The organism is uncultured Sphingomonas sp. (assembly GCF_964021865.1).
In the GTDB taxonomy this organism is placed as follows: Bacteria; Pseudomonadota; Alphaproteobacteria; order Sphingomonadales; family Sphingomonadaceae; genus Sphingomonas.
Window position 1 is genome coordinate 20,534 of record NZ_CAXIAM010000011.1, and the last position, 22,525, is coordinate 43,058.

Here is a 22,525-nt window from a genome sequence, read left to right on the forward strand (position 1 = left end):
CGCGACATTCGACAGACATGGGCCCCTGCCTGCGCAGGGGTGACGCCCGTCTTCACAGATGCCGCTTGCCCAGCTTCCGCGCCAGGGTCCGCCGGTGCATTCCCAGCCGTCGCGCCGCCTCCGATACGTTGAACCCGCAGTCGGCGAGCGTCTGGTGGATATGCTCCCATTCCAGCGTGCGCAGCGACGTCGGCGGCGCGACCAGCTCGACGGTGGCGTCGCCTTCGCCGCTGGCCTGGAATGCCGCCTCGATATCGTCGGAATTCGCCGGCTTCGACAGGTAATTGGTCGCTCCCAGCTTCACCGCCTCGACCGCGGTCGCGATGCTCGCGAAGCCGGTCAGCACCACGATCCGCATCTGCGCGTCGAGTGCATGGAGCCGCGCGACGCACGTCAGCCCGGAGGCATTGCCAAGTCTTAGGTCGACTACCGCATGATCCGGCTTCAGCGCGTCCACCGCCGCATCGAGATCGTCGGGGTCGGCGATCGCGCGCACCTGATAGCCGCGCCGCTCGAACGAGCGCGCCAGCGTGCGCGCGAACACCGCATCATCCTCGACGATCAGCAGCCGTCGCTCGCTCATGCGCCTTCCTCCGGGATCGAGATTGCCGCGATCGGCAGCGTCAGCGTCACCTCGCCCCCACCGCCTTCGCGGTTGCGCGCCGAGACGGTGCCGCCCAGCGTGCGCAGGACGTTGACGGCGAGGAACAGCCCCAGCCCGGCCCCGCGCCGCGCCTTGGTGCTCATATAGGGCTTGCCGAGCCCGTCCAGGATCGCCGGCGCAAACCCGCGCCCATCGTCGCGTACCGACAGCACCAGCCGGTCGCCGTCCCACCACGCACACAGCGCGATCGTGCGCCCACCCGCCTCTAGCGCGTTGTCGAGCAGGTTGGTGATCGTCTGCGCCAGCGCCTTGTCGGCGACGATCCGCGGGTCGCCGGTCATCAGATGTTCGTAGGCGGCGGCGACCTGCGTCTTGCCCCGCCAGTCGCCGACAATCCCCGAAAGGAACGTCTTGAGCGTGGTGCGCACCGGCCCCATCCCGCGCACCTCGCCCGACGCGAGCAGCACCTGGCTGAGGATGTCCTTGCAGCGCGTTACCTCGGTACGCATGTCGTCGAGATCGGCGAGCAGCGCCGGCGAGGCGGCGATCGCGGGCTCGCGCCGCCAGTCGCCCAGCATCACCGCGATCGACGACAAGGGCGTGCCGAGTTCATGCGCCGCGCCGCTGGCGAGCAACCCCATGCGGACGATATGCTCCTCCTCGGCGGCACGCTGGCGGAGCGCGGCGAGCCGCGCGTCATGTTCGGAAACGTTGCGGACGATCCGCGTGACGAACAGCGCCAGCAAGGTCGCGGTGAGCGTGAAATTGAACCAGCTTCCCGCAATATACGGCGTCGACAACGTCGAGGCCCAGCCGCGCGGCAGCGCGAACGGCGGCGCGGCATGCGCCAGCCACGCGAACACCCCGCTGCTGAGCGCGACCATCGCCCAGCTCGCATGATCGCGCAGTAGCAGCGCGGCTATGACGACCTGCAGCAGAAACAAGGTGACGAACGGATTGCCGACCCCACCGCTGAGATACAGCTGCGTCGTTAGGCAAGCGACATCGACCAGCAGCGTCGCAAACAGCGCGCCATAGGTGATCGGCCGCCGTCCGACGATCTGTGCGATCGCGAGATTGAGCGCGACCAGCACCGCGACCGCGACGAGCATCGGCACCAGCGGCAGATGCACCCCGACGACGAAGTGGACCAGCAGAATGGTCGCGAGCTGGCCGCCGACCGCCAGCCAGCGCAGGATCGACAGCAGCCGCACGTTGCGCCGCCCAGCGTCCTCGCGCAGCCCGGTTCCGGCGATGATGTCAGAGGCGGCCATCCCCGCTCCTTACGGCGGATCGGGGGTGGTGCGCTATCACCCGATCAGGCTGGCGCGGGATCGCCGGTGAGAAAGTCGCCGATGGACACGCAGGCGCGGATGACGGCATCTCGGCGCGCAGGCATGGGCAAAGAATATGACCGCGGCACCGTCACCCGACTGCGCCGCGGCCACTTCGGATCAGGCGATCTGCCGCGCGACTCGTGTCGTCGAACGACGGCGCATGGAATAGCCGACCGCACCGAACCCCATGATCATCATCGCCCAAGTCGCTGGCTCGGGAACCGGCGCGACCGCGATCCCGAACAGCTGGCGCGGCGCATCGCCCAACGACGACAGCGCACCGGAGGCGAGGTCGACGCTATAGAGCGAGCGTCCGTTGAAGGCGAAGGCCTCGTTGCCGGCGATGTCGAAGCTGGTACGCGAGCCGAGATCGACTCCCAGTCCGCCTACCGTCGTCAACACGCCGCCGTTGTTGTTCTGCCGGGCGAGCACGTCGAGGTCGGTGTCGATCACGTAAAGCTGCGTGGAAGTGCCCGGCGCGCCGAAGCTCGACGTGGTATAGGCCGCCGCGCTGACGCCCGGATCGCGGCCGGCGTTGGCATCACCGACGGCATAGCCGAGCGCGCTGGTGGTCGGCGCGCCCGTCAGCGAACCGTCGTTCGGATTGTAGACGTAATTGTTGTTGGTATTGCTCACGATCCGCACGCGATCGATCGTGGGATTGAAGTCGAACCCGAAGACGCTTCCTTCGATGCCCAGCGCCGCACTGGCGGCGGTGGCCACGCCCGTCATGGTGTCGATCGTGTAGACTATGCGGTCCGTGCCCAGACCATAAAGCGCGCCGTTCAGTGGACGGAAATCGAGTGCCTCGATGCTGCTGCTGGTGCCGGTGATCTTCACCGACGAGGTGAACGTCCCGGGCGTCGTGCTGCTGAAGGTCACCAGCTGGTTGGTTTCGTCCACGCCGAAGATCGTCGCCGCCGATGCGGCTGCCGGTAGTAGCAATGCCGCGCAGGCGAGCAATGATGATTTAATCATGACCGCAACTCCCTCTGTTGTCGTCGGACGAAGCAGCGGCCGTAAGGATTATCGGGCCGCGCTTGCCATCGACCAGACAGCGCTTGATTAACGCCGAGTCAACGATGACGACGTGATAAGCGGGCATTGAAAGAATTACATTTTGTGTCCGGCAAAGGCGTGCATCTATTTGCCGAAACGATCGTATCTTCTACCTTCAACCGTGTGATCGCCTTCACGGCCAACATGCGACGAATGCTTACCGGATCTTAAATTTATCAATGCCGGGAACGCTTGGGCCTCGGGAAGTGTTTAGTCCCGCTAAGCCGCTTCCGCCTCGTCCCGGATGCGCACGATGCGCCACGCGAAATACGCCATCATCGCCGCCAACCCGAACCATGTCACCGCATAGACCAGGTGATTGTTGCGGAAGCGCACCACCGTCAGCCCGCCACGCGGCCACTCCACCCCCGGCACCGCCTCGGCGTCGATGAAATAGGGCGCGACCGGACCGAGTCGGCGCGCGCGGCCGATCGCTTCGGTGTCGCGCGAATACCAGCGGTCGTCGGCAGGATCGTTGTCGCGCAGGAAGCCGCCGTCGGGCTCGGTGACGCGCAGCAGGCCGGTGATGCGCGCGGCGCCGCTCGGCGAACCGATGGCCTTGCGATCGCCGGCGGGCACAAAGCCGCGGTTGACGAGGATTGTGCCGCCCGCGGTGTCGAGCGGCGACAGCACCCAATAGCCCGCGCCGAAATCGGTGACCGCCTGCGTGAAGATCGGCGGGGCGGCGCGCCACGTCCCGGCGGCGGTGACGCGGGCGTAGGCGTCGTCGTCGGTGATCGTTGCCCAACGCGCGTGGGGCGGGGCGGGCTGGGCCGGGGCGGCGAGCCGCGCCTCGACCCGGTCGATCAGCGCGAGCTTCCACGCGCGCCGCTCGACCTGCCACACGCCCAGCCCCGCCAGCACCGCCGCCAGCAGCAGCGCGACGCCGGCAAGGGCATGGCGTGCGCGCATCACATGCCGCCGCTGGACATCTCTCCACCCATGCCCGGCATCATGTTGAGGTTCATGTGGTACATCACCCACAGCGACCCGGCGATCACGATCAGCACGATGATCGCGGTGAAGATCAACGCCAGCATCGTCCAGCCGTTCTCGGACTTGGTGTTCATGTGCAGGAAGTAGATCATGTGGACCACGATCTGCACCATCGCCAGCGCCATCACGATCCCGGCGGTGACGCGTGGATCGGAGATGACGCCCGTCATCACCAGCCCGAAGGCCGGCGCGGTCAGCAGCACCGACAGGAGGAAGCCGATCCAATATTCGCGGCGCGAACCGTGTGCGGCACCGCCGTGATGGTCGTGCGCGTCGTGGTGGCCGTGATCGTGGGCCTGGCCGTGACCGTGCGTATCGGCGCTCATCAGCGGAGCACTCCCAGCAGATAGACGAAGGTGAAGACGCCGATCCAGATGACGTCGAGGAAGTGCCAGAACAGCGACAGGCACTGCAGGCGGCGCAGGTTGGCCGGTTCCAACCCGCGGCGCGCGACCTGCACCATCAGCGTCACCAGCCAGATGATGCCGAAGGTAACGTGCAGCCCGTGCGTACCGACCAAGGTGAAGAAGGACGACAGGAACGCTGAGCGCCACGGCCCAGCGCCTTCGTGGATCAGGGTGCTGAATTCATACAGCTCGATCGACAGGAACGCCGCACCGAACACGCCGGTGATCGCTAGCCAACGCAAGGTCGCTGCCTTGTTCTGCTCGTCGGCGTTGATCATCGCGAAGCCATAGGTGATCGACGACAGCAGCAGCGCGGTCGTGTTCACCGCCACCAGCGGCAGCTCGAACAGCTCCTTGGGCCCCGGTCCGCCGGCATAGCTGCCGCCGTACACGCCGTACGCCGCGAACAGCATCGCGAAGATGAGGCAGTCGCTCATCAGGTACAGCCAGAACCCCAGCATCGTGCTGGCGCCGGGCGGATGCTCGTGCTCGTCCAGATCGTAATAGGACGGGGCCTGGGTGCCCGGGGCGGTCTGCGTCGTCGTGCTCATCGTGCTCACACCCCCGCCTGCTGGAGCGCGCGGGTGCGCGCATCCTCGCTATTGACGACATCCTCGACGGGAATGTGGAAGTCGCGGTCGTAGTTGAAGGTGTGCCCGATCGCGGTCGCGATCAGCGCGACGAACGCCACCGCCGCCAGCCACCAGATGTACCAGATCATCGCCACGCCGAACACGGTCGACAGACCCGCCAGAATGACGCCGGCGCCGGTGTTCTTTGGCATGTGGATCGCGCGGAAGCCGCTGGTCGGACGCTCGGCCTTCTTCGACTTCATGTCATGCCACGCGTCCAGATCGTGGACGACCGGCGAGAAGGCGAAATTATAGGCCGGCGGCGGGGACGAGGTCGCCCATTCCAGCGTGCGGCCGTTCCACGGATCGCCCGTGAAATCGCGCAGCTTCTCGCGGTCGCGGATGCTGACGTAGAATTGCATCAGCATGGCGCCGATCCCGGCGGCGATGATCAGCGCACCGATCGCGGCGATCACGAACCAGATCTGGAGCGACGGATCCTCGAAGGCGCGCAGACGGCGGGTGACACCCATCAGCCCCAGCACGTACAGCGGAGTGAACGCGACCCAGAAGCCGACGACCCAGCACCAGAAGCTGATCGTGCCCCAGAATTTGTCGAGCTTGAACCCGAAGGCCTTGGGCCACCAGTAATTCACGCCCGCGAACATCCCGAACAGCACGCCGCCGATGATGACGTTGTGGAAGTGCGCGATCAGGAACAGCGAATTGTGGAACTGGAAGTCCGCCGGCGGCACCGCCAGCATCACCCCGGTCATGCCCCCGACCACGAAGGTCAGCATAAACGCGACCGCCCACATCATCGGCAGCTCGAAACGGATCCGCCCGCGATACATCGTGAACAGCCAGTTGAAGATCTTCGCCCCCGTCGGGATCGAGATGATCATCGTCGTGATGCCGAAGAAGCTGTTGACGCTGGCGCCCGAACCCATCGTGAAGAAGTGGTGCAGCCACACCAGATACGACAGGATGCAGATGACGATCAGCGCGTAGACCATCGAGGTATAGCCGAACAGCCGCTTGCCCGAGAAGGTCGAGACGACCTCCGAGAATACGCCGAACGCCGGCAGGATCAGGATGTAGACCTCCGGGTGGCCCCAGATCCAGATCATGTTCACGTACATCATCGGGTTGCCCCCGCCGGTGTTCGTGAAGAAGTTGGTGCCGATGTAGCGATCGAGGCTGAGCATCGCGAGCACCGCGGTCAGCACCGGGAAGGCCGCGACGATCAGGACGTTGGTGACCAGCGCTGACCAGGTGAAGATCGGCATCTGCATCAGGCTCATGCCCGGCGCGCGCATCTTGATGATCGTCGCCAGCAGGTTGACGCCCGACAGCAAGGTCCCGACGCCCGCGATCTGAAGCGCCCAGATATAATAGTCGACGCCGACATCGGGCGAGTAATCAAGCCCCGACAAGGGCGCCATCGCCAGCCAGCCGGTCCGCGCGAACTCACCGACGAACAGGCTCATCATCACGGTGACCGCACCGCTGACCGTCATCCAGAAACTGAAATTGTTCAGGAACGGGAAGCTGACGTCGCGCGCGCCGATCTGCAGCGGGACGACATAGTTCATCAGCCCCGCGACGAACGGCATCGCCACGAAGAAGATCATGATCACACCGTGCGCGGTGAACACCTGGTCGTAGTGGTGCGCAGGCAGGAAGCCCTCGCTGCCGTTAAAGGCGACCGCCTGCTGCGCGCGCATCATCAACGCGTCGGCGAAGCCGCGCAGGAACATGATGAGCGCCAGCACGATGTACATGATGCCGATCTTCTTGTGATCGACGCTGGTGAACCACTCCTTCCAGAGATAGCCCCACAGTTTGAAATAGGTGAGCGCGCCCAACACCGCGGCACCGCCGATCGCGACCATGATGAAGGTCCCGACCAGGATCGGCTCGTGGATCGGAAAGCTCTCGAGCGTCAGCCGCCCGAAGATCGTCTTGATGAGGTCGTCCGACATGATGTCCTCAAGCCTCCTTGGAGGCGTTGGCGCGCCGCGGCGCGGGAAGGTCGAGCCCGAATTTATCGAGCATGGTCATATCACGGTTTCCCGCCCCCGGATCGTTCGATCCCGGCGCCGCACCCTGCGGCGCGGTCGAGTGTGGACTGTCGCCCTTCTGCGACGGATCGCGGGTCAGCGCGCCCTCGGGCTCGTCGGGGCGCTGCGGCCGGTCGTTCACCGCCGGGCCGGCATGCGACATGTTCTCCATGCAATTGGTGCCCGGCTTCGTGCACATCGCGACGACGCGTTTGAACAACCCCGCGTCGACCGCGCCGAAGCCGATCGGACGCACCTTCTCGCTCGGCTTGGCGAGCTTCAGATAGGTGGCATTGTCGAGCTGCCAGCGGTTGCGCTTCACGCCTGCGACCCATTGGTCGAAGCGCGCCGGGGTCACGGAATGTGTCCAGAAGGTCATGTGCGAAAAGCCGGCGCCCGAATAATTACCCGAACGGCCCTCGAACTTGCCGGTGCGGTTCAGCACGCCGTGCAGCACCGTCTCCATGCCCGGCATCGTGTAGATCATGCCCGCCATCGCCGGCACCCACAGCGCGTTCATGACGCTCGACGAGGTCATCGTGAACTTCACCGGGCGATCGACCGGCACGACCAGCTCGTTGACCGTCGCCACGCCCTGTTCGGGGTAGATGAACAGCCATTTCCAATCGAGCGCGACGACCTGCACCTCCAGCGGCGTTACGTTCGCCGCCACCGGCTTGCCCGGCGCGGTGCGCGCCAGCGGGCGATATGGGTCCAGCGTGTGCGTGCCCACCCAGGTCAGGGCACCCAGCGCGATGATGATCAGCAGCGGCGCTGCCCAGATCACCAGCTCCAGCCCCGTCGAATGATCCCAGTCGGGCTCGTAGCTCGCCTCGGTGTTCGACTCGCGATAGCGCCACGCGAACAGCACCACCAATGCCATGACCGGCACGATGATCAGCAGCATCAGCACGACCGACCAGACGATCAGGTTGGATTCCTGCACCGCAACATCCCCGGCGGGGCGCATCACGACGGTGTTGCATCCGCCGAGCGCGGCCAGCGCGGCCGCGGCAGCGAGGTGACGGACGAAGCGCGTGCGGCCGGGCGCAGGTCGGGTGGAACGACGGGGGGCGGGACGACGGGTCATGCCGCGCGAGCTAGGCTTTGCTGCGGCGCAGCGGAATAGGACATTTTGTCCCATCCACGCCGCGAATGGTTTAGGGTAGGGCTCCGCCGGAAACCGTCCGTCCGACCGATCGGGAATGAATATGGCCACCGCTTCGTCCACGTCGCTAGAGCAGGATGCTCGCGCCCTTCATAGCAAAGGGGATCACGATGTGCGCCCCGGTGAAATCGCGATCGGCGTGATCATCGGCCGTACCTCCGAGTTCTTCGACTTCTTCGTCTATGCGATCGCCTCGGTGCTCGTGTTCCCGGCGGTGATCTTCCCCTATATGCAGCCGATCGCCGCGACTCTGTGGTCGTTCGCGCTCTTCCCGCTGGCATTCATCGCGCGGCCGATCGGCACGCAGATCTTCATGAAGCTCGACCGTCGCTACGGTCGCGGCACGAAGCTGACGATCGCGCTGTTCCTGCTCGGCACCTCGACGGTGCTGGTCGCGTTCCTGCCCGGCTATGCGACGATCGGCACCTCGTCGGCGGTGCTGCTGGCGCTGTTCCGGGTCGGCCAGGGGATCGCGCTGGGCGGCGCCTGGGACGGGCTGCCGTCGCTGCTCGCGCTCAACGCGCCCGAGAAGAAGCGCGGATGGTGGGCGATGGTGCCGCAGCTCGGCGCGCCGCTGGGCCTGATCGTGGCGAGCGCGCTGTTCGCCTTCTTCCTGTCGACGCTGGCACCGGAGGACTTCATCTCGTGGGGCTGGCGCTATCCGTTCTTCGTCGCCTTCGCGCTCAACGTCGTGGCGCTGTTCGCGCGGCTACGCATCGTCGTGACGCCGGAATATAGCGAGCTGTTCCACACCCGCGAGCTGACCCCGTCGCGCGTCACCGCGACCGTTAAGGCGCAGTGGCGCAACATCATCATCGGGGCGTTCGCGCCGCTGGCCAGCTTCGCGCTGTTCCATATGGTCACGGTGTTCCCGCTGTCGTGGGTGGCGCTCTACACCCGCGAGGATATCTCGACCTTCCTGATGATCGAGGTGCTGGGCGGCGTCGTCGGGCTGGGCGCGATCGTGCTGTCGGGGCTGCTTGCCGACCGGATCGGGCGGCGCAGCGTGCTGGGCTATACCGCCGCGGGCATTGCGGCCTTCAGCGGATTCGCGCCGACGCTGCTGAACGGCGGCCGTGCGGGCGAGATCCTGTTCATGGTCATGGGCTTCCTGCTGCTCGGCCTGTCGTTCGGCCAGTCGTCGGGCGCGGTGACCAGCAACTTCCCGAAGCGCGCGCGCTACACCGGCGCGGCGCTGACGTCGGATCTGGCATGGCTGTTCGGCGCGGGCTTCGCCCCGCTGGCCGCGCTGGCGCTGACGCAGGCGTTCGGGCTGGTCGCGGCGGGCGGTTATCTTCTGTCGGGCGCGCTCGGCACGCTGATCGCGCTGGGGCTGAACGTGGAACTGGCACGCCGACTCGACTGAGCCGCGGCGGCGTCGGCCACGAAAAAGGGCGGGCGCGGTGGAAGCCGCCGCCCGCCCTCTTCCTTTACCCGTCATCCCCGCGGAGGCGGGGATCCAGACGCGCGGGTCCGTCGATGGGGTCGCAATCTCAGGGGTTCTGGATTTCCGCCTTCGCGGGGATGGCGTATCCTTCGTCTGCCGTTCAATCCGGCTTCCTCGCCACACCGACCAACGCCGGGCGAAGCAGGCGATCCTTGATCATCCAGCCCGACTGCATCTCCTGCACGATCGTGCCCGGCGCGGCGTCACTCGGCACTTCCATCATTGCCTGGTGCTTGTTGGGGTCGAGCGACTGCCCCATCGCGTCGATCTTGGTCAGCCCGTGCCGGCCGAAGACGTTCGCCAGCTCGCGGCCGGTCGCCTCGAGGCCGGTGACCAGCCCCTTGAACTTCTCGTCCTCGCGCAGGCTCGCCGGGATCGCGGCCAGCGCGCGCTCCAGATTGTCGGCCACCGACAGCACGTCGCGCGCAAAGCCGGTTGCGGCATAGGCACGCGCATCGGCGGCGTCCTTCTCGGCGCGGCGGCGGACGTTCTGGATATCGGCCTGCGCATACAGCGTCTCCTGGCGTGCGGCGGCGAGCTGTTCCTCCAGCTCGGCGATCCGCGTCGCGGCGGCGTCGTGTTCCGCGACCTCGGGGGCGGCCTCGGCGGTTACTTCCCGAAGGTCGTCGGCAGGGGTGGCGTTGTCGGTCATATCCGTCCTGTTCTTCTACGTCGAAAACCGCGCCTCACCCCAGCAAGCGGGTAAGCGTCGCGGCCGTGAAATCCACCATGGGCACGACGCGCGCGTAGTTCAACCGCGTCGGGCCGATCACGCCCACCACCCCGACCACGCGCCCGTCACGACCGCGGAACGGCTTTGCGATCACCGAGGAGCCGCTGAGCGTGAACAATTTGTTCTCCGCGCCGATGAAGATGCGGGTGGCATCGCCCGCGCGCGCCGAGTCGAGCAGCGCCGCGACCTCCTGCTTGCCGTCGAGATCGTCGAGCAGGGCGCGCACCCGCTCCAGATCGGCGGCATCGGCATCGTCGAGCAGCCGGCCGTGCCCGCGGACGATCAGCACCGGGCGGCGTGCGCCATCCTCGCTCCACACCGCCAGCCCGCGTTCGACCAGCGCCCGCGCCGCCGCGTCGAGCGCCGAGCGCCCCTGCGACAGTTCGTGCTCCAGCCGCGCGCGCGCCTCGCCCAGCGTCAGCCCGGCAAGCGTCGCGGTCATGAAATTGCCCGCCTCGACCAACGCGCCCGGCGCGATCCCCGCGGGCAGGTCGATCACGCGATTCTCGACCGCGCCATCCTCCCCGACCAGCACCGCCAGCGCCTGCGTGGCCCCAAGCGGCACGAAGCCGATCGACCGCAGCACCGCCTCGCGCTTGGGCACCATCACCAGCCCGGCGCACGCCGACAGCCCCGACAGCGCCGCGGTGGTCGCCGCCAGCGCTTCCTCGACCGGCCCGCCGGTGCCGGCGCGCGCCTCGATCTGCTGGCGTTCCTCGTCGCTCGGCGCGTGCGCCTGCATCATGCCGTCGACGAACAGCCGCAGCCCGCGCTCCGTAGGCATCCGCCCCGCCGAGGTATGCGGCGCGGTCAGCAGCCCGGCCAGCTCGAGCTGCGCCAGCACCCCGCGGATCGAGGCGGGCGACAGGTTGAGCCCCGCCTGCGCCAGCGTGCGCGACCCGACCGGCTGCCCGCTCTCCAGATAGCCGTCGACGACGCGCCGGAAAATGTCGCGGGCGCGATCGGTCAGCTCGGCGATGGGCGGCGAACGGGTCACGCACGCAGATGTAAGCGTCTGCGCCGCGCGGCTCAACCGCGGGTGCCTTCATCTTTCCGCAACCTGCCGGGCGCTACGAAGATGTCGAGGAAGATCAACAATGTACGACGTTTCGTTCGATCACGACACGCAATTGCTGGCGATCCGCTGGCACCGAATCTTCACGCCTGACGAGGTGGTCACCTACACGCGCGACGTCATGCGCCAGTTCCTCGCCGCGCATTTCCGTCCCGGCTATTGCCTGCTGATCGACATGAGCGCGTGCGGCCCGCAACCGCAGGAGACGCTGGCGGCATTGGCGCAACATATGGGCCCGTTCCCGAAGGCGAGCCGCATCGCGATCGTCGCGGTCAGCGCCGTGCTGCGCGCGCAGGTGCGCCGCGTCATGACGCAGCCGTATCTGCAATTGTTCGATGACCCTGCGGCGGCGCGGGCGTGGGTGGTCGAATAAGCGACCTTGCCGCACGCCGTCAGCGCTTTATGCGAAAACCGGCGACGCGCCCACGCTCCTCCCCGTCATTCCCGCGAAGGCGGGAATCCAGAACCTCGGATCTCGCGCCTCTATCGAGAAGCCTGCGCGTCTGGATCCCCGCCTCCGCGGGGATGACGGCAGCGGCGAGCGGGGTGACAGACGCGCAATGCCAACTCAGCGCATCACCGCTTGCCCACGAACCCCGCGATCGGCAGCAACGACGGCGCCTGCCTTAACGCCTCCGCCATCGCCGCCTTGCCGACCCGGCACCCGTAATAGAAATGCAGATGCCCTGCCCCGCCGCTTGCCAGCGCCCAGTTCACGTCGACGCTCGGCATGTCGGTCGGCGCGGGGCCGCAATCGGGTGAGCCCATCTCCACCCGCCGTTCGCCATCGGGTCGATACGGTTCGAGCGCGGCGGCGAAGCGGCGGTAATCGTCCGGCGTCACCCGGAACGCGCGGCTGCCCGACACCGCAGTGAAGCGCTCGCCCTCGAACGTGCCCGTGCCGTCGGCGCGGACCGTCACCTTGTACACCGGGCAGGTCCCATAGCACGGTCCCGTCGCATAGCTGATCGAATCGCCCTCGATCGCCACCGGGCGCGATCGCAGTTCGACCGGCGTACACCCCGCCGCCAGGACCGCCACCATCGCCATCATCACCCGCATCGCATCCTCCCGTTAGCCGCTGGCGCCGCCGCACCAACCCCGCTAGGGCGTGCGCGATCCGACCTTGAGGAGAGTTGAATGCGCCCCAGCGGCCGCACCCCCGACCAGATGCGCCCGATCACGATCGAGCCGCGCTTCACCCGCCACGCCGAAGGCTCTGTGCTGATCGGCTTCGGCGATACCAAGGTGCTGGTCACCGCCTCGGTCGAGGAGCGCGTGCCGCCGTTCCTGCGCGGCAAGGGTCAGGGCTGGGTCACCGCCGAATACGGGATGCTCCCGCGCGCCACGCACACTCGCGGCAGCCGCGAGGCCGCCAAGGGCAAGCAATCGGGGCGCACGCAGGAGATCCAGCGGCTGATCGGGCGCAGCTTGCGCGCGGTCACCGACATGACGCTACTCGGCGAGCGGCAGCTCACGCTCGACTGCGACGTGATCCAGGCCGATGGCGGCACGCGCACCGCCTCGATCTCGGGCGCGTGGGTCGCGCTGCGGCTGGCGGTCGACGGGCTGCTCGCCTCGGGCAAGCTGACCGCCGACCCGATCAAGCAGAAGATCGCTGCGGTGTCGTGCGGCATCTATCAGGGCAATCCGGTGCTCGACCTCGATTACGACGAGGATTCGAACGCCGATGCCGATGCCAACTTCGTGCTGCTCGAGAACGGCCACATCGCCGAGGCGCAGGCCACCGCCGAGCACGCCACCTATGACGAGGAAGCGCTGCTGCGCCTGCTCCGCCTCGCGCGGATCGGCTGCAACGAGATCTTCGCGGCACAGGCACGCGCCGTCGCATGAGCGGGGAAGGCAAGGAGCCGCAGGCGATCCGCAAGCTTCAGCCCGGCAAGCTGGTGATCGCCAGCCATAACGCCGGCAAGGTGCGCGAGATCGCGGCGCTGCTCGAAGGCCGCGGGCTCGACGTCGTCTCGGCGGGCGCGCTCGATCTGCCCGAGCCCGAGGAAACCGGCACCACTTTCGTGATGAATGCCGAGCTGAAGGCGCGCGCCGCAGCGGACCTCTCCGGCCTGCCCGCGCTCGCCGACGACAGCGGGCTGTGCGTCGACGCGCTCGGCGGCGATCCCGGCATCTTCTCGGCGCGCTGGGGCGGGCCGGACAAGGACTTCGGGCACGCGATGCGGTTGGTCGAGGACAAGCTCGCCGAGACGCCGGACGCGCCGCGCGACGCGCATTTCGTCTGCGCGCTGGCGCTGGCGTGGCCCGACGGGCACGTCGAATGGTTCGAGGGACGCGTCGACGGCACGCTCGTTTGGCCACCGCGGGGCGACAAGGGGCACGGCTACGACCCGGTGTTCCAGCCGGTCGGGCATGACGTGACCTTCGGCGAGATGGACGAACCTGCCAAGAACGAAATCAGCCACCGCGGGGATGCGTTCCGGCAAATGGTCGCGGCGGTCTTCTGACGTCGGCCTTGTCGCCAAGACCGTCATTCCCGCGCAGGCGGGAATCCAGAACCGCTGACGCTGGTGGCTCCTGCAAGAACCTGCGCGTCTGGATTCCCGCCTCCGCGGGAATGACGGGGCTCAATACGCCCGCCGCCCCGCCAGTTCGCCACCCGGATTGTAGCGGCAGACGAGGAAATCCTGCGTCTGCCCGCTCTCCATCGCGCATCCGACCTCGGTGGTCGTGCGCCAGACGATCTGCGCGTAGTGCGCCGCATCCTGCCAGCGCCCGGTGCGGCTGAAACCAGGGCTGGGGCGGTTGCGGAAATGGCGGCGCTCGTCGAGCCAGTACCGCACCATCTCGCCATAATCATAGCCGCCGCGCGTGCCCGCGAACAGATTCTCGCCCTGCCATCCATCGCCGCCGGGTTGCTCGGCGTGGAAAAGCTGCCCGGCGCGGGCCAGCGCTTCGGCATGACGCGCCGCCGCCGCCGCCAGCGTCACGCTCCACCGCAAGGGCGCGAGCCCGACCGCGCTTCGCTCACGATTGTGGGCTTCGAGCACCGCGCGCTGGAGCAGCAATCCGTCGCGCGCCGCCCCCACGCGGTTCATGCGCCATTCAACCCCGGCGGCCGAGGCGGGCGCGGCGAGAATCAGGGCGAGCAGCAACGCGGCGGACCGGACAAGCATCGCCGCCATGGATGCCCAAATCGTTACGATACCGCAACGTTATTCTCCTCCTTCGCGCCGACGGTGGCGTTTGCTGCGACGAACCGCCATATGCGCGCGATCATGGGCATGATCGACCTCGTTTCCCCCGACGCCGCGGCGGCGCAGGATCGCGCCGCGCGTGCCGCCGCGCCGCTGGCGCTGTATATCCACTGGCCGTTCTGCGTCTCGAAATGCCCCTATTGCGACTTCAACAGCCATGTTCGCGCCACCGTCGACGAGGCGGAGTGGCACGACGCCTTGCTCGCCGATCTCGCGCACGAGGCGGCGTTGCTGCCCGGACGACGGCTGGGCTCGATCTTCTTCGGCGGCGGCACCCCCTCGCTGATGCCGCCCGCCACCGTCGCCGCGCTGATCGAGGCCGCGACCCGCGCCTGGACGCCGCTAGGCGATGTCGAGATCACGCTGGAGGCGAACCCGTCGTCGGTCGAGGCGGCGCGTTTCGCCGATCTCGCGCGCGCGGGGGTCAATCGCGTGTCGCTTGGGCTACAGGCGCTCGACGACGAAGCGCTGCATTTTCTTGGCCGCGCGCATGGCATCGACGAGGGTCTCGGCGCGCTCGCCGTGGCGCAGCGCCACTTCGCGCGCGTCAGCTTCGACCTGATCTATGCGCGCCCCGGCCAGTCGCCCGACGCATGGGACGCCGAGCTGGCGCGCGCGCTGGCGTTCGGCACCGAGCATCTGTCGCTCTATCAGCTGACGATCGAGCCCGGCACGCGCTTCGCCACCGAGGCGGCGGCGGGGCGGCTGACGATCCCCGATGGCGACAGCGCCGCCGATCTGTTCGAACTGACCCGCGCACGCACCGCGGCCGCGGGCCTGCCCGCCTATGAGATTTCGAATCACGCCCGGCCGGGCGCGGAGAGCCGCCACAATCTCGCTTACTGGCGCTACCGCGATTACGCCGGGATCGGCCCCGGCGCGCATGGCCGGCGCGATCACCTCGCGACCTTCCGCCGCAAGAAGCCCGAGAACTGGCTCGCCGCGGTGGCGCGCAACGGTCACGGGCTGGAAAGCGAGGAGCCGCTGGACGCCCCGACCCGCGTCAGCGAGGCGTTGCTGATGGGGCTGCGGCTCCGCGAAGGCGTCGATGTGGCGGCGATCGCGGCGGCGGGCGGGATGCGCGTCGAGGACATCGTCGACCTCGATGCGATCGCCGCGCTGCCCGATCTGATCGTCCGCGAGGGCGCGCGCCTGCGGGTCACCGAATCGGGTATGATCCTGCTCGACGCGATCTTGCCGAAGGTGGTGCGTTAAGGATCGACACCACCCATTCCGTTCGTGCTGAGGAGGCATTGAGCGAAGTCGAAATGCCATCTCGAAGCACGCTTGTTGCGCGCACCCTTCGAGACAAGGCTTCGACAAGCTCAGCCTTTCCTCAGGGCGAACGGAGGTGGTGCAAGACGAGCGGTTTACCCCGCCAGCCCGCTCCACTTCTGATCGGACCCGGCGTTGGCGACCACCGCCTCGACGAACGCCATCGTCCGCACGCCGTCGCCGGACCCGGGGAACCACGCCGCCGCGCCGCGCTCGGCGACGGTATCGCCGCCGCGGATCGTCGCCGCGACCGCGCGATAGATGTTCGCGAACGCCTCGATATAGCCTTCGGGGTGCCCGGCCGGCGTACGGATGCGTCCCAGCGTCGTCTCGGCCAGCCCCGGGCCGCCGGTGCGCACGATCTCGCCCGGCTTGTCGAGCCAGCGCAGCGTCAGCGTATTGGGCTCCATCTGTGCCCAGTCGAGCCCGCCCTTCTCGCCGTGGATGCGCAGCCGCAGGCCGTTCTCGTCGCCCGCCGCGACCTGCGTCGCCTTCAGCACGCCGCGCGCACCGCCCGCGAAGCGCAGCAGCACGCTGACGTCGTCGTCGAGCCGCCGCCCCGGCACGTGCGTCGTCAGGTCGGCGCACAGCGACTCGACGTGCAACCCGCTGACATGCTCGGCCAACTGGAACGCGTGCGTCCCGATATCGCCGAGGCATCCGCCCAGCCCGGCGCGCGCCGGGTCGGTGCGCCACTCGGCCTGGCGGTTGCCCTCGCGGTCCAGCGCGCTGCTCAGCCAGCCTTGCGAATATTCGACCTGCACCAGCCGGATCGCGCCGAAGTCGCCGCGCGCCACCCGCGCGCGCGCTTCCTCGACCATCGGATAGCCGCTGTAGGTGAAGGCCAGCGCATAATGCCGCCCGCTCCGCTCGGCCGCGGCGGCGATCGCCTGCGCTTCGTCCAGGTTCAGCGACATCGGCTTTTCGCAGATGACGTGGAAGCCGGCGTCGAGCGCGGCGATCGACATCGGCGCATGGAGGTGATTCGGTGTCACGATCGCTACCGCGTCGATCCGTTCGCCCTCCGGCAGCGCACGCTCGGCCGAAAGCATGTCATCAATCGACGCATAGACGCGCACCGGATCGAGCCCAAGCAGCTCCCCGGTGCGACCGTTGCGTCCCGCATCGCTGCTGAACGCGCCGGCCACCAGCCGCCAGTCGCCGTCGATGCCCGCCGCCATCCGGTGGACCGCGCCGATGAACGCGCCCTCGCCGCCGCCGATCATCCCAAGCTTAAGTGGTTCAATCCGCGCCATTCATCCTCCCGTCATTCGCATACCGTCATTACGAAGACCGTAACGTCAGCCGCCTTGCTATCGCCCGGTTTAGCGGTAAACTGGCGGCAAGCAAATTGGCTTTGCCTAACTGGGTTTGGAGAGATGCGATGAAATTGATCGCCGGGCTAGTCGCCGCCCCGATCGTCGCCGTGACTGCGCTTGCGGTTTCGGCCCCTGCGCCGGCACAGCAGAACGGGCAGCAGGCCTTCGCCGCGTGCAAGGCGTGCCACACGCTCCACAAGGGTGAACGCAACGGCATCGGGCCGAACCTCGCCGGGCTGTTCACGCGCGCCCCGGCCTCCGCGCCGGGCTTCAATTATTCGGCCGCGTTCAAGAAGGCGCAGCTGAAGTGGAACGACGCGTCGCTCAATGAATATCTCGCCGCGCCGCAGAAGAAGGTGCCGGGGACGCGGATGCCGATCTCCACCCCCGATCCCGCCAAGCGCGCCGCGATCATCGCCTATCTGAAGTCCGAGACCGCCAAGTGAGCGGCGGCGGCACCATGCGCGGCCCGGGCGTCTTCCTCGCGCAGTTCATGGGTGACGCCGCGCCGTTCGACACGCTCGACAACGCCGCGCGCTGGATGGCCGAGGCCGGCTACGAAGGCGTGCAGATCCCGACCCGCGACGAGCGGTGCATGGACCTGACGCTCGCCGCCGAGAGCCAGGATTATGCCGACGAAATGGTCGGGCGCTGCCGCGAGGCGGGCGTCGCGATCACCGAATTGTCGACGCACCTGCAAGGTCAGCTCGTCGCGGTCCACCCGGCCTATGACACCGCCTTCGATGTCTTCGCGCCGGAAGAACTCCGCGGCAAGCCCGCTGAACGGCAGGCGTGGGCGGTCGACCAGTTGAAGCTCGCCGCGAAGGCCAGCCGCCGGTTGGGGCTGGACGCGCATGCCACCTTCTCGGGCGCGTTCGCGTGGCCGTTCGTCTATCCGTGGCCGCAGCGCCCGGCGGGGATGGTCGAGGACGCCTTTGCCGAATTGGGCAAGCGCTGGACCCCGATCCTCGACGCGTTCGAGAACGAGGGCGTCGACCTGTGCTTCGAGCTGCACCCCGGCGAGGATCTGCACGACGGCACCACCTTCGAGCGGTTCCTCGACGCAGTCGGCGGGCACAAGCGCGCCAATATCCTCTACGATCCCAGCCATTTCGTGCTGCAGGCGATGGACTATCTCCAGTTCATCGACTTCTATCACGACCGCATCCGCATGTTCCACGTCAAGGACGCCGAGTTCAACCCGACCGGCAAGGCGGGCGTGTACGGCAGCTATTCGGACTGGGTCGACCGGCCCGGCCGCTTCCGCTCGCTCGGCGACGGACAGGTCGATTTCGGCGGCATCTTCTCGAAGCTGACGCAATATGGCTATGCCGGCTGGGCGGTTCTCGAATGGGAATGCTGCCTGAAGCATCCCGAGGACGGCGCGCGCGAAGGCGCGCCGTTCATCGCCGCGCACATGATCCGTCGCCCCGAACGCGCCTTCGACGATTTCGCGGGCGGGTCCGATCCGGCCGCGAACCGGCGCTTGCTCGGGCTCGACTGATCGGTCAGACTGCAAAAATACGATAAAAGAATCGCGCGACAACAAAGGGGTAGAGGGTGCAGACAGAGGCAGCGGCATTCACGGGGCAGCATCGGTCCCGATTGTTCTGGCTGAGCGTGCTGGCGCTGACCACCGCGGCGGTCAGCGCGTCGTTGCGTGCGGCGATCGCCAGCAGCCTCAAGGCACAATGGATCGACCCGATCGCCCCCGTCGAGGCCGGCGAGCTGATCGGCGCGGCGCTCGGCTCGGCGTTCCTCGGCTTCGCGATTACCCTGTTCGTCGCCAGCGCGTTGCTCGACAAGATCGGCGCGAAGCGGATCGTGATCGGCTCGGGCATCTGCTTCATCCTCGGCACCGCGCTGATCGTCGGCGCGGGCGCGATCGCGACCGGCATGACGATCTATTCGCTCGTCTGGCTGGGCATGATGCTCAGCGGGATCGGCTGGGGTCTGGCCGAGTCTTCGATCAACCCGCTGACCGCGCGCCTCTATCCCGAAGAGACCACGCACCGGCTGAACGTGCTCCACGCCTGGTATCCCGGCGGGCTCATCATCGGCGGGCTCGCGGGCGTGTTCCTCGCCAACGTCCTGCCGTGGCAGGCGATCATGGGGCTGGTGTTCCTGCCCGCGATCGGCGTCGTCATCATCGGCGCGACCACCACCTTCCCCCCTGCCCCGGCGGCAGTCGAGGGCGAGAGCTTCGGCACGATGATCGGCGAGGTGTTCCGCCGCCCGAGCTTCTTCGTGTGGTTCGGCGCGATGTTCCTGACTGCTTCGTCGGAATTGGCGCCGGGCCAGTGGCTCGACGTCGCGCTCACCAACCGTGTGGGCATGCGCGGCATCCTGCTGCTGGTCTATGTCAGCGCCTTGATGTTCGTGTTCCGCCACTTCGCGGGGCGTCTTGCCGGCAAGCTCTCCAATCCCGGACTGCTGTGGATCTCCAGCCTGCTCGCCGCGATCGGGTTGTTCTTGCTGTCGCGCGCGCAGTCCCCGGTCGCGGCGCTGGTCGCCTCGACCGTGTGGGGGTTGGGCGTCTGCGCGATGTGGCCGACGATGCTCGCCTCGGTCGCGGAACGCTACCCGCGCGGCGGAGCATGGGCGCTCGGGCTGGTCGGCTCGGCCGGCGCGCTCGCCAGCTTCTTCGTCCTCCCCGCACTCGGCGGCATGTTCGACGAGGCCAAGGTGCGGCTCGCGGGCGGACCGGACGCCTTCAAGCAGCTGACCGGCGAGGCATTGCGCCAAGTCGAGGACGCCGCCGCGTCGCAGTCGTTCGCGAAGCTCGCTTTGGTGCCGGTCGTGCTGCTGTTCGTGTTCGGCGCGATCTGGCTGTCCGAGCGTCGCCGTCGCGCGACGGTCGCCGCGGCATGACGCCGTCGCGCCGCACGATTCTGGCAGGGGCCGCTGCCGCGGCGCTGTCGTCGTCGGCGCAAGGGCAGGCTCGCATGAGCAACGCCGCGACCTTCTCGCTCAACTATGCCCCGCATGAGGGCAGCTTCGCGAGCCGCGGCGACCGGCTGGAGCAAATCGCCTTCGCCGCCGATCAGGGCTTCCGCGCCTGGGAGGATAACGAGGCGCGCAGCCGCAGCGTCGCCGAGCAGGACGCGATGGCAAAGGCGCTGCAACGGCGCGGAATGACGATGGGCGTGTTCGTCGCGTCGATGCCGAAATGGTCGGCGTTCCGTCCGATCTTCGGCAGCGACGACGGCGCGGAGCGCGAGGCGTTCCTCGCCGACGTCCGCGCCTCGGTCGAGGTCGCCAAGCGGCTGAACGCCAGCCACATGACGGTGGTCACCGGCTTTGTCGACCACAAGGTGCCGATCGAGATCCAGACCGGGCGCGTCATCGACCTGATGCGCCGCGCCGGCGACATCCTGGCGCCACACGGGCTGGTCGCGGTGATGGAGCCGCTCAACACCCGCACCGACCATCCCAACGTCTACATGCAGTCCTGGGCGGCGGGCTATGCGGTGGCGCGCGGGGTGAACAGCCCGGCGGTCAAGGTGCTCGCCGATTGCTATCACGAGCAGATCCAGTCGGGAAACCTGATCCGGTCGCTCGGAATGGTCTGGGACGAGATCGGCTATGTCCAGTTCGGCGACAATCCCGGCCGCAAGGAGCCGGGCACCGGCGAGGTCAATTACAGCAACATCGTGCGCTTCCTGCGCGAGCGTCGCTACCGCGGCGTCATCGGCATGGAACATGGCACATCGCAAGCAGGGCGTGCGGGCGAGGAGCGGCTGATCGCCGCTTACCGCGCGATCGACGCGGCATGAGCCGGCGCAGCATCAGCATTACGGGAGAGGGTGAGTGATCGACAGACGACAAGCCTTGGGCGGCATCGCCGCCATGTTCGGGGCGTCCTTGTACGCACCGCTGGCACGCGCGGCGACCGCCGCGGCGGCAAAGGGTGGCGGCATTCCCGTCATCAGCGAGGGACCGCCCAGCACGCAGGTGTTCACGCCCGCGCAGCGCGCGTTGATGAGCGCGCTCAGCGACCGGGTGATCCCGACCACCGACACGCCGGGGGCGATCGCCGCGGGCGTGCCGGAATATATCGAGAAGCTGCTGGCCGACTGGTCGACCCCCGAGGATCGCGTGCCGATCATCGCCGGGCTCGACGCGATCGCGACGCGCGCACAGGCCGATTACAAGAAGCCGGCGGCGCAGCTCACGCCCGCGCAACACGACGCGCTGCTGACGCTGGCGATGGACGACAAGCTGCCGGGCGGCGCGGCCTTCTTCGGCCCCTTCCGCCAGATGGTGATCGCCGGCTATTATACGTCGGAGATCGGCATCACGCAGGAGCGCGAATATCTGCCCGTCCCGGGCAGCTATGACGGCGCCTTCCCCTATTCCAACGTCAACAAGGTCTATTCCTCATGATCGCCAACCGTCGCAACGTCCTCGCCGGTGCGGGCGGCCTCGCCGCGCTCGGGCTGTTTGGGGTCTCGGCACAGGCCGCGCAGCTCGGCGCGATCGGGCTTCAACTCTACACGATCCGCGAGATCTTCCAGCCGGACCCGATGGGCACGCTCGAGAAGGTCGCGCAGATCGGCTATCGCGAGATCGAATATGGCGGTGGCGGCTATGACAAGATGGACCATGCCGCACTGCGCCGCGCGCAGGATCGGCTCGGGCTGAAGGCGCCGTCGGTCCACGTTCCTTATGAGTGGCTGCTCGCCGACTTCAACGGCGTGGTGAAGATGGCCAAGACGCTGGGTGCGGATACGATCATCCTGCCGTACATGACCGACCAGCATCGCAACGAGGCTGCTTGGAACACCGCGCTGAAGGACTTCAACCGCTTCGCGCGCGATCTGAAGAAGGTCGGGCTGGCGTTCGCCTATCACAACCACGATTTCGAATTCACCGTGAAGCCCGGCGGCGTGTCGCTCTACGATCGCCTGCTCAAGGGAACCGACCCGGCGTTGGTGAAGCTGGAGATCGACCTGTTCTGGGCGATCACCGCCGGCCAGGATCCGGCGGCGCTGATCCGTCAGCACGCCGGGCGGATCTACGCCTATCACGTCAAGGACAAGCGTGCCGATGGCAGCATGTGCGCGGTGGGTGAAGGCAAGATCGACTTCGGCGCGATCTTCAAGCTGAACCGCGTCGCGGGCGTGAAGCACTTCTACGTCGAGAACGACGAGTGCCCGGCGCCGTACCTGCCCGACATCACCACCAGCTTCAACACGTTGCGCAAGCTGACGTTCTGATCGCGCCGACGGAGAGGATTTTAC

Annotated in this window: 25 protein-coding genes; 12 read left to right on the forward strand and 13 right to left on the reverse strand. The window is 67.6% G+C overall.

Annotated elements, in window-relative coordinates:
- Positions 1–52 precede the first annotated feature (52 nt).
- The 3 genes from AADI75_RS04715 to AADI75_RS04725 form a co-directional block, all read right to left on the reverse strand.
- Complete coding sequence (locus tag AADI75_RS04715) at positions 53–583, reverse strand: response regulator transcription factor (protein ID WP_341207892.1); 531 nt, start codon at positions 581–583, stop codon at positions 53–55.
- The gene (locus AADI75_RS04720; RefSeq protein ID WP_341207893.1) at positions 580–1,878 is read right to left on the reverse strand and encodes an ATP-binding protein; all 1,299 of its coding nucleotides are present in this window, start codon (positions 1,876–1,878) and stop codon (positions 580–582) included. The genes AADI75_RS04715 and AADI75_RS04720 overlap by 4 nt, the downstream gene beginning before the upstream one ends.
- A 180-nt stretch (positions 1,879–2,058) precedes the next feature.
- Entirely contained in the window at positions 2,059–2,781 is a 723-nt protein-coding gene (locus AADI75_RS04725; RefSeq protein WP_341207894.1) for a DUF4394 domain-containing protein, read from the reverse strand.
- On the opposite strand from AADI75_RS04725, the gene AADI75_RS04730 reads away from it, so the two are divergent.
- Complete coding sequence (locus AADI75_RS04730) at positions 2,753–3,010, forward strand: hypothetical protein (RefSeq protein WP_341207895.1); 258 nt, start codon at positions 2,753–2,755, stop codon at positions 3,008–3,010. The genes AADI75_RS04725 and AADI75_RS04730 overlap by 29 nt on opposite strands.
- 209 nt (positions 3,011–3,219) lie before the next feature.
- On the opposite strand, the gene AADI75_RS04735 is transcribed toward AADI75_RS04730, so the two are convergent.
- Genes AADI75_RS04735 through cyoA form a run of 5 tightly spaced genes read right to left on the reverse strand, consistent with a single transcriptional unit; the run spans position 3,220 to position 8,128 of the window.
- On the reverse strand, positions 3,220–3,912 hold the full coding sequence (locus tag AADI75_RS04735; protein ID WP_341207896.1) for an SURF1 family cytochrome oxidase biogenesis protein: 693 nt from the start codon (positions 3,910–3,912) through the stop codon (positions 3,220–3,222).
- Positions 3,912–4,322, reverse strand: coding sequence for a cytochrome o ubiquinol oxidase subunit IV (cyoD, locus tag AADI75_RS04740; protein WP_341207897.1), 411 nt, complete (start codon positions 4,320–4,322; stop codon positions 3,912–3,914). The genes AADI75_RS04735 and cyoD overlap by 1 nt, the downstream gene beginning before the upstream one ends.
- Positions 4,322–4,954: a cytochrome o ubiquinol oxidase subunit III gene (gene cyoC, locus AADI75_RS04745; RefSeq protein WP_341207898.1), complete on the reverse strand. Its 633-nt coding sequence runs from the start codon at positions 4,952–4,954 to the stop codon at positions 4,322–4,324. The genes cyoD and cyoC overlap by 1 nt, the downstream gene beginning before the upstream one ends.
- Before the next feature lie 5 nt (positions 4,955–4,959).
- Entirely contained in the window at positions 4,960–6,960 is a 2,001-nt protein-coding gene (gene cyoB, locus AADI75_RS04750; RefSeq protein ID WP_341207899.1) for a cytochrome o ubiquinol oxidase subunit I, read from the reverse strand.
- Positions 6,961–6,967: 7 nt separating this feature from the next.
- Positions 6,968–8,128, reverse strand: coding sequence for a ubiquinol oxidase subunit II (gene cyoA / locus AADI75_RS04755; protein ID WP_341207900.1), 1,161 nt, complete (start codon positions 8,126–8,128; stop codon positions 6,968–6,970).
- 115 nt (positions 8,129–8,243) lie between these two features.
- On the opposite strand from cyoA, the gene AADI75_RS04760 reads away from it, so the two are divergent.
- The gene (locus AADI75_RS04760) at positions 8,244–9,572 is read left to right on the forward strand and encodes an MFS transporter (RefSeq protein ID WP_341207901.1); all 1,329 of its coding nucleotides are present in this window, start codon (positions 8,244–8,246) and stop codon (positions 9,570–9,572) included.
- 181 nt (positions 9,573–9,753) lie between these two features.
- On the opposite strand, the gene grpE is transcribed toward AADI75_RS04760, so the two are convergent.
- The gene (grpE, locus tag AADI75_RS04765) at positions 9,754–10,305 is read right to left on the reverse strand and encodes a nucleotide exchange factor GrpE (protein ID WP_341207902.1); all 552 of its coding nucleotides are present in this window, start codon (positions 10,303–10,305) and stop codon (positions 9,754–9,756) included.
- 34 nt (positions 10,306–10,339) lie between these two features.
- Entirely contained in the window at positions 10,340–11,383 is a 1,044-nt protein-coding gene (hrcA, locus tag AADI75_RS04770) for a heat-inducible transcriptional repressor HrcA (RefSeq protein WP_341207903.1), read from the reverse strand.
- A gap of 100 nt (positions 11,384–11,483) precedes the next feature.
- Between hrcA and AADI75_RS04775 the strand changes: the two genes are divergently transcribed.
- A complete protein-coding gene (locus AADI75_RS04775; protein ID WP_341207904.1) occupies positions 11,484–11,834 on the forward strand; it encodes an STAS/SEC14 domain-containing protein in 351 nt (116 codons plus the stop codon).
- 203 nt (positions 11,835–12,037) lie between these two features.
- Here AADI75_RS04775 and AADI75_RS04780 read toward each other — a convergent pair whose 3' ends face one another.
- Entirely contained in the window at positions 12,038–12,523 is a 486-nt protein-coding gene (locus AADI75_RS04780) for a DUF6438 domain-containing protein (protein WP_341207905.1), read from the reverse strand.
- A gap of 78 nt (positions 12,524–12,601) precedes the next feature.
- Here AADI75_RS04780 and rph point away from each other — a divergent pair, with 78 nt between their 5' ends.
- Together rph and rdgB are read left to right on the forward strand one after the other, a co-directional pair.
- Positions 12,602–13,315: a ribonuclease PH gene (gene rph, locus AADI75_RS04785; RefSeq protein WP_341207906.1), complete on the forward strand. Its 714-nt coding sequence runs from the start codon at positions 12,602–12,604 to the stop codon at positions 13,313–13,315.
- Positions 13,312–13,938, forward strand: a complete 627-nt coding sequence (gene rdgB / locus AADI75_RS04790) for an RdgB/HAM1 family non-canonical purine NTP pyrophosphatase (RefSeq protein ID WP_341207907.1) — start codon at positions 13,312–13,314, stop codon at positions 13,936–13,938. The genes rph and rdgB overlap by 4 nt, the downstream gene beginning before the upstream one ends.
- 120 nt (positions 13,939–14,058) lie before the next feature.
- Here the strand turns inward: rdgB and AADI75_RS04795 are convergent, their stop codons facing one another.
- Positions 14,059–14,616 (reverse strand): CAP domain-containing protein, encoded by a 558-nt coding sequence (locus tag AADI75_RS04795; RefSeq protein ID WP_341207908.1) that lies wholly within the window; start codon positions 14,614–14,616, stop codon positions 14,059–14,061.
- 99 nt (positions 14,617–14,715) lie between these two features.
- On the opposite strand from AADI75_RS04795, the gene hemW reads away from it, so the two are divergent.
- Entirely contained in the window at positions 14,716–15,903 is a 1,188-nt protein-coding gene (gene hemW / locus AADI75_RS04800; RefSeq protein WP_341207936.1) for a radical SAM family heme chaperone HemW, read from the forward strand.
- 155 nt (positions 15,904–16,058) lie between these two features.
- On the opposite strand, the gene AADI75_RS04805 is transcribed toward hemW, so the two are convergent.
- Positions 16,059–17,219 (reverse strand): Gfo/Idh/MocA family oxidoreductase, encoded by a 1,161-nt coding sequence (locus tag AADI75_RS04805; RefSeq protein ID WP_341207909.1) that lies wholly within the window; start codon positions 17,217–17,219, stop codon positions 16,059–16,061.
- Between the two features lie 128 nt (positions 17,220–17,347).
- On the opposite strand from AADI75_RS04805, the gene AADI75_RS04810 reads away from it, so the two are divergent.
- The 6 genes from AADI75_RS04810 (at position 17,348) to AADI75_RS04835 (ending at position 22,501) form a co-directional block, all read left to right on the forward strand.
- The gene (locus tag AADI75_RS04810; RefSeq protein WP_341207910.1) at positions 17,348–17,728 is read left to right on the forward strand and encodes a c-type cytochrome; all 381 of its coding nucleotides are present in this window, start codon (positions 17,348–17,350) and stop codon (positions 17,726–17,728) included.
- Between the two features lie 14 nt (positions 17,729–17,742).
- Positions 17,743–18,786, forward strand: a complete 1,044-nt coding sequence (locus AADI75_RS04815; RefSeq protein WP_341207911.1) for a sugar phosphate isomerase/epimerase — start codon at positions 17,743–17,745, stop codon at positions 18,784–18,786.
- 56 nt (positions 18,787–18,842) lie between these two features.
- Complete coding sequence (locus AADI75_RS04820) at positions 18,843–20,153, forward strand: MFS transporter (RefSeq protein ID WP_341207912.1); 1,311 nt, start codon at positions 18,843–18,845, stop codon at positions 20,151–20,153.
- A gap of 74 nt (positions 20,154–20,227) precedes the next feature.
- Complete coding sequence (locus tag AADI75_RS04825) at positions 20,228–21,058, forward strand: TIM barrel protein (RefSeq protein ID WP_341207913.1); 831 nt, start codon at positions 20,228–20,230, stop codon at positions 21,056–21,058.
- A gap of 34 nt (positions 21,059–21,092) precedes the next feature.
- On the forward strand, positions 21,093–21,668 hold the full coding sequence (locus tag AADI75_RS04830) for a gluconate 2-dehydrogenase subunit 3 family protein (protein WP_341207914.1): 576 nt from the start codon (positions 21,093–21,095) through the stop codon (positions 21,666–21,668).
- The gene (locus AADI75_RS04835) at positions 21,665–22,501 is read left to right on the forward strand and encodes a sugar phosphate isomerase/epimerase (protein WP_341207915.1); all 837 of its coding nucleotides are present in this window, start codon (positions 21,665–21,667) and stop codon (positions 22,499–22,501) included. The genes AADI75_RS04830 and AADI75_RS04835 overlap by 4 nt, the downstream gene beginning before the upstream one ends.
- The last annotated feature ends 24 nt before the right edge of the window (positions 22,502–22,525 follow it).

Coding starts and splice junctions, on each gene's coding strand:
- AADI75_RS04715 (WP_341207892.1), bottom strand. CDS start 583: ATGAGCGAGCGACGGCTGCTGATCGTCGAGGATGATGCGGTGTTCGCG.
- AADI75_RS04720 (WP_341207893.1), bottom strand. CDS start 1,878: ATGGCCGCCTCTGACATCATCGCCGGAACCGGGCTGCGCGAGGACGCT.
- AADI75_RS04730 (WP_341207895.1), top strand. CDS start 2,753: ATGCTGCTGCTGGTGCCGGTGATCTTCACCGACGAGGTGAACGTCCCG.
- AADI75_RS04735 (WP_341207896.1), bottom strand. CDS start 3,912: ATGCGCGCACGCCATGCCCTTGCCGGCGTCGCGCTGCTGCTGGCGGCG.
- cyoD (WP_341207897.1), bottom strand. CDS start 4,322: ATGAGCGCCGATACGCACGGTCACGGCCAGGCCCACGATCACGGCCAC.
- cyoC (WP_341207898.1), bottom strand. CDS start 4,954: ATGAGCACGACGACGCAGACCGCCCCGGGCACCCAGGCCCCGTCCTAT.
- cyoB (WP_341207899.1), bottom strand. CDS start 6,960: ATGTCGGACGACCTCATCAAGACGATCTTCGGGCGGCTGACGCTCGAG.
- cyoA (WP_341207900.1), bottom strand. CDS start 8,128: ATGACCCGTCGTCCCGCCCCCCGTCGTTCCACCCGACCTGCGCCCGGC.
- AADI75_RS04760 (WP_341207901.1), top strand. CDS start 8,244: ATGAATATGGCCACCGCTTCGTCCACGTCGCTAGAGCAGGATGCTCGC.
- grpE (WP_341207902.1), bottom strand. CDS start 10,305: ATGACCGACAACGCCACCCCTGCCGACGACCTTCGGGAAGTAACCGCC.
- AADI75_RS04775 (WP_341207904.1), top strand. CDS start 11,484: ATGTACGACGTTTCGTTCGATCACGACACGCAATTGCTGGCGATCCGC.
- AADI75_RS04780 (WP_341207905.1), bottom strand. CDS start 12,523: ATGCGGGTGATGATGGCGATGGTGGCGGTCCTGGCGGCGGGGTGTACG.
- rph (WP_341207906.1), top strand. CDS start 12,602: ATGCGCCCCAGCGGCCGCACCCCCGACCAGATGCGCCCGATCACGATC.
- rdgB (WP_341207907.1), top strand. CDS start 13,312: ATGAGCGGGGAAGGCAAGGAGCCGCAGGCGATCCGCAAGCTTCAGCCC.
- AADI75_RS04795 (WP_341207908.1), bottom strand. CDS start 14,616: ATGGCGGCGATGCTTGTCCGGTCCGCCGCGTTGCTGCTCGCCCTGATT.
- hemW (WP_341207936.1), top strand. CDS start 14,716: ATGATCGACCTCGTTTCCCCCGACGCCGCGGCGGCGCAGGATCGCGCC.
- AADI75_RS04805 (WP_341207909.1), bottom strand. CDS start 17,219: ATGGCGCGGATTGAACCACTTAAGCTTGGGATGATCGGCGGCGGCGAG.
- AADI75_RS04810 (WP_341207910.1), top strand. CDS start 17,348: ATGAAATTGATCGCCGGGCTAGTCGCCGCCCCGATCGTCGCCGTGACT.
- AADI75_RS04815 (WP_341207911.1), top strand. CDS start 17,743: ATGCGCGGCCCGGGCGTCTTCCTCGCGCAGTTCATGGGTGACGCCGCG.
- AADI75_RS04825 (WP_341207913.1), top strand. CDS start 20,228: ATGAGCAACGCCGCGACCTTCTCGCTCAACTATGCCCCGCATGAGGGC.
- AADI75_RS04835 (WP_341207915.1), top strand. CDS start 21,665: ATGATCGCCAACCGTCGCAACGTCCTCGCCGGTGCGGGCGGCCTCGCC.